The 13,940-nt window shown below is 58.6% G+C and carries 11 protein-coding genes; 10 read left to right on the top strand and 1 reads right to left on the bottom strand.

Annotation, left to right across the window (positions count from 1 at the left end):
* Positions 1 to 335: 335 nt before the first annotated feature.
* Entirely contained in the window at positions 336 to 1,115 is a 780-nt protein-coding gene (locus AC13Q5_RS23740) for a LuxR family transcriptional regulator (RefSeq protein ID WP_075854537.1), read from the top strand.
* 611 nt (positions 1,116 to 1,726) lie between these two features.
* On the opposite strand, the gene AC13Q5_RS23735 is transcribed toward AC13Q5_RS23740, so the two are convergent.
* Positions 1,727 to 3,118: an MmgE/PrpD family protein gene (locus tag AC13Q5_RS23735; protein ID WP_488503363.1), complete on the bottom strand. Its 1,392-nt coding sequence runs from the start codon at positions 3,116 to 3,118 to the stop codon at positions 1,727 to 1,729.
* Positions 3,119 to 3,157: 39 nt separating this feature from the next.
* Here AC13Q5_RS23735 and AC13Q5_RS23730 point away from each other — a divergent pair, with 39 nt between their 5' ends.
* The 9 genes from AC13Q5_RS23730 to AC13Q5_RS23690 all read left to right on the top strand — a co-directional run bounded on the left by AC13Q5_RS23730 (position 3,158) and on the right by AC13Q5_RS23690 (position 13,940).
* Positions 3,158 to 4,132: a LysR family transcriptional regulator gene (locus tag AC13Q5_RS23730; protein WP_488503362.1), complete on the top strand. Its 975-nt coding sequence runs from the start codon at positions 3,158 to 3,160 to the stop codon at positions 4,130 to 4,132.
* A 37-nt stretch (positions 4,133 to 4,169) separates the two neighbouring features.
* Positions 4,170 to 5,075, top strand: a complete 906-nt coding sequence (locus AC13Q5_RS23725) for a LysR family transcriptional regulator (protein ID WP_488503361.1) — start codon at positions 4,170 to 4,172, stop codon at positions 5,073 to 5,075.
* Between the two features lie 169 nt (positions 5,076 to 5,244).
* On the top strand, positions 5,245 to 6,189 hold the full coding sequence (locus AC13Q5_RS23720; protein WP_075854533.1) for an ABC transporter permease: 945 nt from the start codon (positions 5,245 to 5,247) through the stop codon (positions 6,187 to 6,189).
* Positions 6,186 to 7,004, top strand: a complete 819-nt coding sequence (locus AC13Q5_RS23715; protein WP_075854532.1) for an ABC transporter permease — start codon at positions 6,186 to 6,188, stop codon at positions 7,002 to 7,004. The genes AC13Q5_RS23720 and AC13Q5_RS23715 overlap by 4 nt, the downstream gene beginning before the upstream one ends.
* Positions 7,001 to 8,641 (top strand): dipeptide ABC transporter ATP-binding protein, encoded by a 1,641-nt coding sequence (locus AC13Q5_RS23710; RefSeq protein WP_488503360.1) that lies wholly within the window; start codon positions 7,001 to 7,003, stop codon positions 8,639 to 8,641. Before AC13Q5_RS23715 ends, AC13Q5_RS23710 begins: the two co-directional genes overlap by 4 nt.
* 85 nt (positions 8,642 to 8,726) lie before the next feature.
* Complete coding sequence (locus AC13Q5_RS23705) at positions 8,727 to 9,506, top strand: serine hydrolase (RefSeq protein ID WP_488503522.1); 780 nt, start codon at positions 8,727 to 8,729, stop codon at positions 9,504 to 9,506.
* Between the two features lie 29 nt (positions 9,507 to 9,535).
* Positions 9,536 to 11,077 (top strand): ABC transporter substrate-binding protein, encoded by a 1,542-nt coding sequence (locus AC13Q5_RS23700; RefSeq protein WP_488503359.1) that lies wholly within the window; start codon positions 9,536 to 9,538, stop codon positions 11,075 to 11,077.
* A 127-nt stretch (positions 11,078 to 11,204) separates the two neighbouring features.
* Positions 11,205 to 12,680 (top strand): M20 family metallopeptidase, encoded by a 1,476-nt coding sequence (locus AC13Q5_RS23695; protein WP_488503358.1) that lies wholly within the window; start codon positions 11,205 to 11,207, stop codon positions 12,678 to 12,680.
* A gap of 126 nt (positions 12,681 to 12,806) precedes the next feature.
* A complete protein-coding gene (locus AC13Q5_RS23690) occupies positions 12,807 to 13,940 on the top strand; it encodes a transporter substrate-binding domain-containing protein (RefSeq protein WP_488503357.1) in 1,134 nt (377 codons plus the stop codon).

Here is a 13,940-nt window from a genome sequence, read left to right as displayed (position 1 = left end):
CAGTGCCGCGGCTGCTTTAAGTTGAGAGCTGCACTTAAAACCGAACTGATCGACAGCTAATTATATCCATTGGATTTTCTTGAGTGTATTTGTATCATATCCTATGTCTTTTCAGTGTCTTTGAAATCTTTGTTGATATGATTTATGTGCATAAATTTGCTCAGATATATCTGAGCAATATCTTCTCATCATTAATATTTTCAATGTCTCACTCATGCCATGGTTGTCTATCACTGAGCTCTCGCAGTCTATAAGAATTATCGCGAGAGATAAGACTATTGATATCGAGAGTACCCCTTTTTTGTGTCATGACATGAAATAGGAACGGAAATAATATGGATCGCTGTTGGGCTGCAACTATTCCGGGGAGCAGGCAGGTGTCCAACAGTGCAAAAACCAGGCGTCATATGCGGCGCAATTTACCAACTATTGTCGTTATTCAGCATTCCACATTGGCGCGTACGACTGTGGTGAAGCTTCTTGAGCTTGAATTCGCCGGGTGGAATTTTATCGACATGATATCGACTGAGAGTCTCGATAGAGCTCTTGGGGCCGAGGTTCGTTTGATTGCGTTAGATCTGGCTGGCAGAGGCGTTGGGAGTACGAGCCTGCATAACGATCTTGCGGCAATTGCCGAGCGTTTTCCCGAAGCTCCTATCACGTTGCTTTTAGGTACGGATGATGTCGACATAGTTTGTCAGGCGCTCAAGATGGGCATCCGCGGCTTCTTTTCGACGTCACTTCCCATTGATATCGCTCTTGCCGGTCTTCGTCTCGTTCTGGCGGGAGGAACATTCTGCCCGCAGTTGCTGGGGACTGTTGCAACTGGCTCAAATGAGCATATTCCGGCCAGAAACGAGGCCGAGAAAAGCTTGGATGAGAGGACGCAGTATTTGGCTATTGCCGATTTCACTCCCCGGGAGGCGGAGGTGCTTGCAGAGTTGCAATGTGGCTGCTCAAACAAGGTTATTGCAGGAAAACTCAATTTGTCGGGGCATACGGTGAAGATGCATTTGCAACACATAATGCGTAAGTTGCAGGCGCAGAACCGGACTGAGGTGGTCGCTCGCCTGGTTCGAAGAGCCGAGGGCGGGCATGACACCTCTCCGAATTAGGTGGTATCGCAAGTGCCAACATGGTCGATATCGGAGCTACGCGATGGCTATTGCGTATGCTGAAGCATCAATAGCATGAACCTGAAATATCGATTCGGATAAATCGAGACCAATCGTTGCTATCTCATCCATAAATCTGGCTTCTTGTTGAACTTTCAAGGGAATGCGCGGCAAACTTTGCTGCCTGAGGAGGGGCGTTCCACACCATCATACTCCCCTCCTGCCCATGATAAACGGAGCGCAAAGAGCGGGGGCGGTCGATCCCGTTTCGCCTTCCGGCCACTCTGTTGAAGCTCCTGCGGCTGCCCTTGTTCCGCTCTTTGCACTTTGAGAATTGCCGAAATCCCCGCCTGTGGCCGGTGTCAGGCCGATTTCTCCGATGCTCTTCATCGTTTCCGGATCCCGCCGTGCTCGTTTCACGCCGGGCTGGCGCGATTAAAAGAGTTAAGTCTGCACGGTTTCGCTGCTGAAGAATTTCAAACAGATAGCTCTCGTAAGAATCGGGTTATCGGCTCGGCTCTCTTCAAGAGCAGAATGGAGTTTAAGGAAACTCCCGGCGCTCATTGCGGAAAAGTTTCTCCCTCAACTACCCTCGATCCAGGCTTGGTATCCTAATGGCGCCGTTCGTTTTTGGAATGCCAGCCATTTGAGATCACGTTCCAGAATGTGTCGTGGCAAGACGATGTTTCAAACTCCGCCAGCGCGCGAAGGCGTTGGAAAGAAGCTTCGGAAGCATGCTGATTTGCCCAGCGTAAGCAGTCGATGAACTTAACTTCACGTTCGTGGTCACTCATCGGGGCTTCGATCGAGCCCTTCGCGTGCAGCCGGGATCTGCTGTAGATGCGGCCGTCGCGCGTCATGACGGTGACGATATGCGGCAGGCGCTCCACGCCTTTTTCCTCTTCGGCCGAATAGGCCTGCATTTCGATACGCGGCATGAATTCCCGGATTCCCAACCGATCGATCCCCTGTGGCGTAAAGTCCGAAAGGCTGAGGGAGCCTTTTAAGAATGCTGCGGCCAGACAGTATTGCATCGAGAAGCGCGCCTGCATCTCGTCGGCGGGGTTGGGATAGGCGAGGTTGCGGGCCGCTGATATGCCGACCTTAGTCTCGATCCTGACGATATCATCCGCCGCAAGCTCATGCTCCTGTTTCAGATCCAGAAGCGCGTCGACCGCGCGATGAGTTGAGGCGCAGCAGGGATGGCGCTTGGTTACCAATCCACGGCTCTCGATGATATGCATCTCCCCGAATGTGAGGCCTTCCCAGCCATTAGCCTCGTCTCCTCCGAAAAGATCGAGGAAGCCTTGCGGCCGCTCGAGGATATCAAGCCGTCCGCTCATGCCGGCAAGCGCCATGCGCGCCGCATCCACCGCGTTGCGCGCGGCGAGGCCCGCGTGCAGCGGCTTGGCGGTGGTGCCGAATTGTCCTTTCGGGCCACAGGCGAAGCTGGTCGCGAGGCTCATGGCCGCTGCGATCGCTTCTTCGTCCGCGCCGAGAAGCCGCGCCACGCCAGCCGCGGCTCCGATACTGCCGACCGTCGCGGTCGCGTGCCAACCCCTGTTGTAGTGAGAGGGATTGACGCCAAAGCCGACTGCGGCTTGCGCTTCCAGCCCGGTCAGATAGGCTTCGAGGAATTGTCTTCCGCTCGTAACTTTGTCAGTCGACAACACCGCCAGCAGCGCAGGCACCAACACGGCCGATGCGTGTGCCCGCGCCGGATGAAAATTATCATCGAAATCGAGAGCGTGCGCTGAGGTTGCATTGATCAAGGCGGCAAGGGAACACGAGGTTGAACCGCCTCCGACCAGCCGCGCGGCACCACCTTGGGTAATTTCCCGATCGAACGCACGGATGAGTGCCGCAACGCTTGCGTCGTTCCTGCCGGCTATCATACAGCCGATGGTGTCCACCGTGGCATCCCTTGCTCTTTCCATGGCAAGGTTTGAGAACGTTGCTCGGGATAGAACCTGTTTCGCAATCTTCTGGAGAATGGTGGCCATTGACGAACGTCTTTCCGTGAGTTTGTTTCTCCGCGGAAAATGTTCAACTTTCTGCAAGCTCGCAATCTTATGCGGTTTGCGGGTAGGACTATCGATATCGGAGATAGAATGGCACGCGACAGCAGTGCGGCGATCAGCTTGAAACATATCGAGGCCTATGACGCCATCGCCGCAACCGGCTCGACGATTGCCGCCGCCGCCGAGCTTGGGATATCGCAATCGAATGCCAGTCGCCTGTTGCAGCAATTGGAAGACTATCTCGGTGTCAGGCTGTTCGACCGGGAAAAGAATAGGCTACAGCCGACCCGCGAAGGACTGCAACTCGGTCCGGAAATCCGCGTCATCTCCGACCGGCTACGCGCTTTGAAAACCGCGGCGATGGAGCTTGAGAGCGGCCGCTCGCGCGAGATCATGTTGCGGCTCGCTTTTCCGGCCAGTCTCTCATCGACGCGCATTCCGAAGTTGGTGAAGAGTTTTCTCGAAGAAAATGGACCAATGCGCGTCGAAGTCGCTTCCGGCAGCTATCTGGCGATAGAGCGCATGGTCGCCGATGGCGAGGCCGATCTCGGTTTCTCGCGCTTGCCACTCTCGAGCCCAGGGTTGAGGCAGGAGAAGGTCTTGCCGTCGAGGATCGTCTGTGCCCTGCATCGCGATCATCCCAAGGCCCAGAGCGTCCTTTTGTCGGTTGACGATTTGAAGGGGCAGGATCTGATCATGTTGAACAGGGAACGGCCGGTACGGCATGAATTGGAGGCTCTGTTCTACAAGGCCGGCATCCGGCAGCGGCCTTTGCTGGAGGCGCATTCGGTGGCGAGCGCCTGTGCGCTTGCGGCCGAGGGTCTGGGGATTGCCCTGGTCGGAGAGATCATCGCCCGGGAATATGCGACCTTGCCATTGCGCCTCATCCCATTCGAACCGGAACTGCCCGTTGTCTATACCGTAATCAGCGGGGAAAAGTCCCCCTTGTCCAAGGTCGCCAGTCTTTTTCTTCAAAGCATTTCGCGCTGGTCATGATGCCGCCGCTTGGATCGTTCGGGGAGATCGGAAACATATGAACATCAGGCAACTGGAAGTCCTGCGCACGCTTCTGGCGACAGGTTCGACGATCGCGGCGGCAAAGACGATGGGTCTAAGCCAATCAGGCGTCAGCCGCCTCCTTCAACAACTCGAGGAGGACCTTTCGATGTCGCTTTTCGTGCGTGACAAGGGTCGCCTCCTTCCCACTCCGGAAGCTCAGATTCTTGCCCTCGACGCGGAAAACATACTTTTGGCGGTCGATCGCATGTCGAGCCGCGCGGAGGATCTGAGAAGCGGCGCGGCCGGACCGGAGATCGTTCGTATCGGCCTGCCGAGCAGCATGTGGGAACATTTCGCGCCGGCAATGCTTGCCGATTACATTCGTGATTTTCCGGGCGTGCGCATCGAAACCTTCTTCGAGACGACGACGTCGATCAACAAGCTCGTCGAGCAACGGGTAATCGATTTCGGCTTCCTGCGCATGGAGGGCGAAAGCGGGCCTGGCGTCGAGATCGAGCGCGTCGCGACGGGGGAAAGCGTGTGTGTCGTGCCGAAAGATCACCCTCTTGCGGAGCTGGAGGAGATCGCGGTCAAGAATCTGCGCGATGTCCCTCTTATTCTGATCGGGCGGCAAAGGCCGAACCGCATGGCGCTCGACCAGAGCTTCCGACGCGCCGGCGTCAAGCAGCTCGTGAAGATAGAAACGCATACCAACAGTTCGGCTTGCTCTTATGTCGCCCACGGTCTCGGCGTGACGATCATCAGCAGCTTCTATGCCAATCTCTATCGTCACCTGCCGGTGGTCTATCGTCCCTTCGCGCCACGCACGACCCAGGAGTTCGGGTTGGCAAGGGCAGTCGGCATGCCGCTTTCGATCGCTGCCCATGCCTTGAGCGACGCCTTCAAGCGGCAGGTGGAGATCTCTCAGAAAGATCAATGATATCATACTGTTAGTACAATTTCCCTTTGGAAAGCAGATGTGCCGGCTGCTCCATGGTTCTGCATAGCGTTATGACGAAATCGCATAATATTGCGGATTTTTTCTCAATCAATCATAGTCTGCGCAACGAAACCGATGGCGGCCATTCGTCGCCAATCGCGGGGAACATATGCTTAAATTCATTCTGAACCGCCTGCTCATGGCATTGCCGACGATTGTCCTTGTCGCGGTGACGGTTTTTATCTTGATCCGTTTCATTCCGGGTGATCCCGCCGCGCTGATGCTCGGCGATATGGCGCAACCCGATCAGATCGCAGCGATGCGCACCGAGCTCGGGCTCGACAAGTCGATGCCGCAGCAATTCATAATCTGGGCCGGCAATGTGCTGCAGGGTGATTTCGGCAGATCGATTGTCAACGGCGAGGCCGTGCTGCCGCTTGTCGCATCGCGCTTTCTCGTCAGCGCCGAGATCGTGGTCGTTGCCGTTTTCCTGGCGAGCCTGATCGCCGTGCCGGCAGGCCTTATCGCGGCATGGCGTCAGAACAGCCTGACCGATCTGGCTTTGGTGGGTACGGCCACCATCCTGCTGTCGGTTCCGACATTCTGGCTCGGGCTGCTTTTGTTGCTTTTCTTCGGCCTCAAGCTCGGCTGGCTCCCGGTCCTTGGCTATGTCTCGATCGGCAGCAACATCATCGCTGGCCTGCTCTATCTCGTATTGCCGATCATGACGTTGGTCATTCACGAGATGGGCGTTTTGATCCGCATGGCGCGCGCTTCGACGCTGGAAGTGCTGCGTCTCGACTATATAACACACGCTCGCGCCAAGGGTCTGTCTGAAGGCGCTGTCCTTTGGCGGCACGCTTTCAAGAATGCCTTTGGCCCGACCTGGACGATGATCGGTCTCATCCTGGGCAATCTGCTGGGAGGGATCGCCGTCATCGAGACGGTCTTTACCATCCCCGGCCTGGGGCGGTTGATGGTCGATAGCATTTTCGCACGCGACTATCCCGTCATTCAGGGTTGCCTGCTGTTCGTGTCGCTCTCCTACGTCCTGGTCAACCTCGTCGTCGACCTTCTCTATCCTCTCTTTGATCCGCGTGTGGTTGCCGAATGAAGAAGCTTTCTCTCAACGGGCTGGTCGGCGGCCTTCTCGTCGCCATCCTGCTTACCGCCGCCGCCGTCGGACTGTTCTGGACGCCATTCGATCCGACAAAGCTCTCATTTACCGCGCGGCTTGTCGCACCAAACGCTGTCCATCCGCTCGGAACAGACGAGTTCGGCCGCGATGTGCTCAGCCGCCTGATGGTCGGCGCACGCGCAAGCGTCTGGATCGGTGCGCTGACCGTCGTCCTGGCAACGGCTTTTGGTACCCTGATCGGGCTTGTCAGTGGCTACGCCCGCGGCTGGGCGGATGGCGCAATCATGGCGGTCAACAACGCGCTGCTCGCCTTCCCAGGCATTCTGCTGGCACTCGGCCTGCTCGCAGTCTTCGGTGCCAACCAATATGGCATCATCTTTGCGCTCGGCATCGCCTATACGCCGTCCATGGCGCGTGTCGTCCGTGGTGCTGTTCTTTCGCTGCGTGAGCGCGAATTCATCGAAGCATCCCGAGTGATGGGCAATGGTGAGCTTTATACGATGTTTCGCCATGTCCTGCCCAACTGCCTCGCGCCGATAACCGTGCTGGCGACCTCGATGTTCGGTTGGGCCATTCTGTCTGAAAGTGCGCTGTCCTTCCTTGGTCTCGGCGTGCCGCCGCCGGCTCCGACCTGGGGCAACATGCTGGCCGCCGGCCGGCCGCTCATCCAGCAGGCCGTATGGCTTGGCCTTTTCCCCGGCCTCTGCATCGCATTGACGCTGCTCGGCATCAATCTTCTGGGCGATGCCCTTCGTGACAGGCTCGATCCGCGCATGAGAGGTCTGAAATGACATCCGAAACAGCAGGGAACATTCTTCTCAGCGTCCGCGATCTTTCGCTTGAGGTCGCAAGATCCGGCCATAGGGTGGTCAAGGACGTCAGTTTCGATATCGCGGCCGGCGAGATCTTCGGCATCGTCGGCGAGAGCGGCTCCGGCAAGACGCTGGCGACCCGTGCACTGATATCGCTGTTGCCGCAGGCGATCGGCGTTGTCGGCGGAGCCGTCACTTACAAGGGACGCGACGTCCTGGCGATGAAGGGTCGGGAGCTTCGCGAGTTGCGGGGTGGCGAGATCGGCGTCGTCTTCCAGGAACCGATGACCTCGCTCAATCCGTCGATGACAATCGGCCGGCAGCTGGAGGAGGGGCTTGTTCTCCACACCAGGCTCTCGCCCGATGAGCGCCGCCTGCGCATTCTCGACATGTTGAAGCGTGTCGGGATTCGCGAACCGGAAGGGGCGCTCATCTCGTACCCGCACGAGTTTTCGGGCGGCATGCGCCAGCGCATCATGCTTGCCTCCGTCATGCTCTTGAAGCCGGCGCTCCTCATCGCCGACGAGCCGACCACCGCACTGGATGCCGTCATCCAGCGCGATGTGATGGAGCTTATGGTCGACCTCACGCGGGCGGAGGGAACGGCCGTTCTCCTCATCAGTCACGATCTGCCGATGGTGGCGCGATATACGAACCATATCGTTGTCATGGAAAAGGGTGCAGTCGTCGAGCAGGGGCGTACCGAGGATCTGCTTGAGGCACCGAAGCACCCATATACGAAGAAGCTCCTGTCTTCTTTGCCGTTCCGCAGCGAAACCCGCCGCGTCGATACCTCGCGGGCGCCGATGGTTTCTGCCCGTAACATCGTGGTCGATTATGCCGGTCGCAAGTCACTGCTCAAAAGGGGGAACCCCAAGCGCGCGTTGCACGGTGTCAGCGTCGATATCCATGAAGGCGAAGTTGTCGCCCTGGTCGGTGGATCGGGTTCAGGAAAGACGACGCTCGGCCGGACCATTGCCGGTCTTGTCAAGCAGAGCGGAGGCGACATTCGCTTTCAGGGCCGGTCACGCGATGAAGACTGGCGCGACTACCGCCTGAACTGCCAGATGGTCTTCCAGGACCCTTATTCTTCGCTCGATCCGCGCATGACGATCCAGGCGCTGGTCGAAGAGGCGCTCAGGCTTGTGCCCGATCTCGAAGGCGACGCCAAGCGCATGCGGGCCTTGGAAACGCTTGAGGAGGTTGGTCTTAGCAGTGACTACGCCAACCGCTACCCGCATGAACTGTCGGGCGGTCAGCGGCAGCGCGTGGCGATCGCCCGGGCCATCGCGCGACGCCCTCGCTTTCTCATTGCCGACGAGCCGGTTTCAGCGCTCGACGTCACGGTCAGAGCCCAGGTGCTGGAGCTCTTCTCCAATCTGCAGAAGCGCTACGGCTTCTCCTGCCTCTTCATCAGCCACGATCTCGGTGTCGTCGAACAGGTCGCCGACCGCGTCGTCGTCATGCAGGACGGGCGCATCATCGAGGAAGGCGACCGCGACATGATTTTCGATCACCCGAAGGAGGCCTATACGCGCCGGCTCCTCTCGGCCATTCCCGCCCTCGACCAGAATGAAAAGGGTGGTGTGATACTCAAATGGCGCCTGGAGAATTGATGTGGTCAGTCTTTCCAATTCCGCTTCGGTTGCCGAGCGGCTCGCAGAGATCTGCGACGCGCAACCCTTCGTAACCCGCTTCCTGATGCGCAACCTTTTGACCGGCGAGACGATCGAACGATGTGCTGACGAAGAAACGCCTTCGGCAAGCACCCGCAAGACCTCGATCATGATGGCTGCGCTGAAGGCGGCACAGGAGGGGCGGCTCGATCTCGACGAGCCTGTTACTTATGAAGCGCGCTTTGCCGAGGAAGTGGCAAGCGGCATGTTCCGCTATATGACCCCCGGCATCGTCATTTCGCTGCGTGACGCCATCACCGGCATGATGGTGCTCAGCGACAATGTCTGCACCAAGATGGTGTTCGAACGCCTGACGCTGGAGGAGGTCGACATTTATTGCAAGTCGATCGGGCTTGCCGGCACGCACCACCGCTTTCTGATCCCGCCGCTCGCTTTGTCGCCGGATCACGCGCTGAAGTCGGTGACGACCACCACGGCGCGCGACCAGGCCGTACTTCTTCAGATGATCCTCGATGCGCAGACTTCGACGGCGGTTCAGGAAAAGCTCGGCGTCTCGGCCGCACTCTGTGCCTATGCGCTGCAGACACTGAAGAACCAGATCCTGCGTTATGCGATCCCGTCCCGGCTGCCTTTCGGCACCGTCGTCGCCCACAAGGGCGGCACCGGCAAGCGCGGCCGCATGAATGCCGGCATCGTCTATTGCGACGATGCGCCGTTTTACATCATCTCCGCCTACACCGATGAGGTGCCGCTTGCCATGCCGGACGGCACGCCGGGATATACGATGGCGCTCGAGACGATCGGCAGGCTGTCGCGTGCCTGTTGGGATGGATTTGCGTCATAACAATCAACGACAGATAAGAGGGTAGAACAGTGAAAAAGCTTCTTCTTGCGGGCGCGGCCCTGCTCGCATTGGCAAATGTCGCCGCAGCGCGTGATATCACCGTTGCGCAGAGTTCGGACCTGCGCAGCAACAATCCGGGCGTAAACCGCGACGGCAATACCGATGGCGTCATTCTGCATATCGTCGAGGGGCTCGTCGGCTACAACAATAGTGGCGAAGTCAAGCCGCTGCTCGCCAAAAGCTTCGAGACCTCGGCCGATGGTCTTACCTATACGTTCAAGCTCAGGACCGATGTCAAATTCCACAATGGCAAGCTGCTGACGGCGGACGATGTGGTGTGGAACTGGACGCGCTATCTGAAGCCCGAGACGAAATGGACCTGCCTCGCCGATTTTGCCGCCGGCGGTGCAGCGCATGTGACCGGCGTCAAGGCAGTCGATGCGTCGACGGTCGAAATCAAGCTCGAGAAGCCCTCCGCCGTTTTCCTCGGTCTGATGTCGCGTCCGGAGTGTGGTTATACCGGGATGGTCTCGCCCGATTCCGTCGGCGCAGACGGCAGTTTCATCAAGCCGATCGGCACCGGTCCCTTCATGTGGGACGAATGGAAGAAGGGCGAATATATACACCTGAAGAAATTCGCCGACTACGTCTCGCCGGCAAATGATGGCAAGCCCGACGGCATGGTCGGCTCCAAGCGACCGCTCGCCGACGGCATCAAGTTCATGGTCATTCCCGATCCTTCGACCGTGAAGGCCGGCCTGGAATCGGGTGTGCTCGACACGGCCGAACTTTCGCCGGATTTGATCCCTGAAATCAAGTCGAACCCGAAGATGCAGCTCATCGTGGCGCGCAACAACGGCAAGAACCTGTTCTACATCCAGACGCGCGACAAGGTGCTGGGTAAGCCCGGCGTGCGCCGCGCCATGGCGATGGCGCTCGATCTCGATGAACTCGTTGCCGCCGCATCCAACGGAACGGGTGAGGCCAATGGATCGATGGTGTCGCAGGATTCCGTCTATTTCGACGCGACCCAGAAGAAGCGTCTGCCGTATGACCTGGAGGCGGCGAAAAAGGAGCTCGAGGCGTCCGGCTACAAGGGCGAACCGATCTCGATCATCGCCAACAAGCGCGGCAACGTGCCGAGCTTCCCGGTCGCAGTGATGGCGCAGGCCATGCTGCAGCAGATCGGCCTCAACGTGCAGATCGAGGTGCTCGACTACGCGACCCAGGTCGATCGCCGCCGCTCCGGCAACTATCAGATCATTTCGCAGTCTGTGGCGCCACGTCTCGATCCAGCGTTGATGTATTCCTTCTATGTCGGCGACAAGGACAAGAACGCCTCGTTGATGTGGGACGACCCGAAGGCGATCGAACTGATGAAGGCTGCCTATGTCGAGGCGGACCAGGCCAAGCGGCAGAAGATCTTCGATGAATTCCACGAACTCATGCTGAAGGATATGCCGGGCATCTTCCTCTACGACATGGTCGATGTCTGGGGCGCCAGCAAGACGCTGAAAGGCCAGCCGGTCTGGCAGTCGAACGCCCGGCTCTGGGAAGTGTCGGTCGACTGAATTGCTTGCCCGCGCCGATGCGGATGACGGCGCGGGCAGCTCATCTTTTTAAGAGGAAGCCAGCGCCCTCGCGGCGAGCGGCTTCGTGCGCCCCTTCGCAGGCGCCAGCACGATAGGAGGACGCGCGATGAATCAAGAGACCGTGCAATCGATTGCCGCAGCGATCGAAGGAATGAAGCCGGATTTTACCAAGCTCAGCGACAGCATCTGGGATTTTGCCGAACTGAAATTCGAGGAGACGCGTTCGTCCGAACTCCTTGCAAAGGCGCTCGAAGATAATGGCTTTTCGCTCCGGCGCGGCGTGGCCGGCATGGAGACGGCCTTTATCGGCGATTTCGGTGCCGGCAAGCCGGTGATTGCTTTTCTGGGCGAGTTCGATGCGCTGGCCGGCATGAGCCAGGTTGCCGATGTCGCTGAGCGCCAAGCCCTGGTCGATGGCGCGACCGGGCATGGCTGCGGCCATAACCTGCTCGGCGTCGGTTCGCTGATGGCGGCAGTTGCTCTTGCCCGGCACATGAAGGCAAATAATCTCTCTGGCACCGTCCGTTATTACGGGTGCCCGGGTGAGGAGGGTGGCTCAGGCAAGACCTTCATGGTGCGGGCGGATCTGTTCGATGATGTCGATACCGCTTTGACCTGGCATCCGGCGCCGTTCAATGGGGTGCGCTCGACCAACAATCTCGCGGTCATCGAATATTATTATCGTTTCAAGGGTGTCGCTGCGCATGCGTCGAACGCGGCCCATCTCGGCCGGTCGGCGCTCGATGCGGTGGAGCTGATGAATGTCGGTGTCAATTTCCTGCGCGAGCACATGCCGCAGGATTGCCGCGTGCATTATGCGATCACCGATACGGGTGGCAGGGCGGCGAATGTCGTTCAGGCAAAGGCTGAGGTGCTCTATCTGATCCGCGCTCCGGAAATGCCGCAGGCTCTGGATCTTGCCAAACGCGTCGAGAAAGTGGCGCGCGGCGCCGCCATGATGACGGAAACGGAGGTGGAGATCGTGTTCGACACGGCTTCGACCAATCTCTTGCCGAACATCACGCTCGAAACCGCCATGCACGAGAATATGATGGCGCTCGGCCCGATCGCCTTCGACGAGGCGGATCTCGCTTTTGCCAAATCCATTCAGCAAACCTTTACCGACGAGGCGATCAGGAGCAGCATCCGGCTCTATCAGATCAGGGGAGATGTCTTTTCCAATGCGAAGATCGACGGATCGACGCCGCTGCATCTTGGCTTGCGTGAGTTCGAAGGCCAGTCGCATTTCCGCGCCGGGTCGACCGATGTCGGTGATGTCAGCTGGGTGACGCCGACGGCGCAATGCTGGACGCCGGCCTGGGCGATCGGCACCAATCCTCATACCTGGCAGGTCGTCGCCCAGGGAAAGAGCGTAGTCGCCCACAAGGCCATGGTGCATGCTGCAAAAACGCTTGCGACAACTGGGCTATCGCTGATGACAACGCCAGAACTCTTGGCCACGGCCAGGGCCGAATGGGCGGACAAGACCGATGGGCAGGCGTACATCTGCCCGATACCCGGCAATGTGATGCCCGGATCGGTTCATGACGGTAGACCACTTCCTTCCGTTGCCGATGGCTAACCTAATGACGTGCATCCAACCCGCTTGCAGCATCCTATGGAAACGCACTAAGGGTAGGGAAGTCGAGCGCGCGGGATTACAGAATTCCCAGCTATCGAATCTCCAGCGACGTCGGAAGAGGCGAAGATGACAAGCTCCGAATGGCGGGTGGGAGTGCTTTTTTCCAGAAGCGGAATCAGCGAAATCACGGAAACCGAGCACTTTCTTGGCACCGCGCTTGCGATCGAAGAGGTCAATGCGGCCGGAGGTGTGCTTGGCAAGCCTATCGTTCCGATCGCCTACGATCCAGGCGGCGATCAAACCGCCTATCGCAATCTCGCGCGGCGCCTCCTGGCCGACGACGACGTCAATATCATCTTCGGCGCGTCGATGTCGGCCAGCCGCAAGGCCGTGCTGCCGATTGTCGAGCGGCACAACGGGTTGTTGTTTTATCCCTCGATGTACGAAGGCTTTGAATATTCCGAGAATGTCGTCTACACCGGCGCCACCCTCAATCAGAACACCTTTGCGCTCGCCGAATACCTCCTGCGCAACCATGGACGCCGGATTTTCTTCGTCGGTGCGGATTATATCTACCCACGCGAATCCAATCGGGTCATGCGGGACGTGGTGGAGGCAAAGGGCGGCGAGGTCGTCAGCGAGCGATATCTTCCTCTTCATGCCGACGAGCAAACGCTGCGGTCGGTCATTTCCGACATCGTTCGCCTCCAGCCGGACGCCATCTTCTCAACGATTATAGGACGGCCGGCACAGCGCTTCTATCGCATGTATGCCGAGGCCGGCATCGATCGCAAGCGGGTTCCGATCGCCAGTCTGACCATGGCCGAGACCGAGATACGCGAGATAGGAGCCGATGCCTGCACCGGCCACATTCTCTCGGCGACTTATTTCCAGACGGTCGAGAACGAGGCGAATGACCGTTTCGTCAGCGCCTTCAAGAGCCGCTTCGGCGAAGAGGTGACTACGAGCGTCTGGTCGCAGCCGGCCTATGCACAGGTTCATCTTTTCGCCCGGGCGCTTGCCCGGGCGGGCTCGCTTGAGACCCATCGCATTTCCGAAGAAATTCTCATGGAAGATTTTTTTGCACCGGAAGGCCGTATCAACTTCGACGCCGATACCCGTCATCTCTGGCTGCATCCGCGCATCGGTGTGGCGCGGGCCGACGGGCTGTTCGACATCGCCTGGCAGGCGCCTGGTCCGATCCGGCCGGACCCGTATCTGACGGCTTCGCGTTTCGAAGACGTCTGGCTGGAGGCCTGA

Source organism: Martinezella sp. CNPSo 3964 (assembly GCF_057784375.1).
This window is presented reverse-complemented; position numbering and strand designations above follow the sequence as displayed.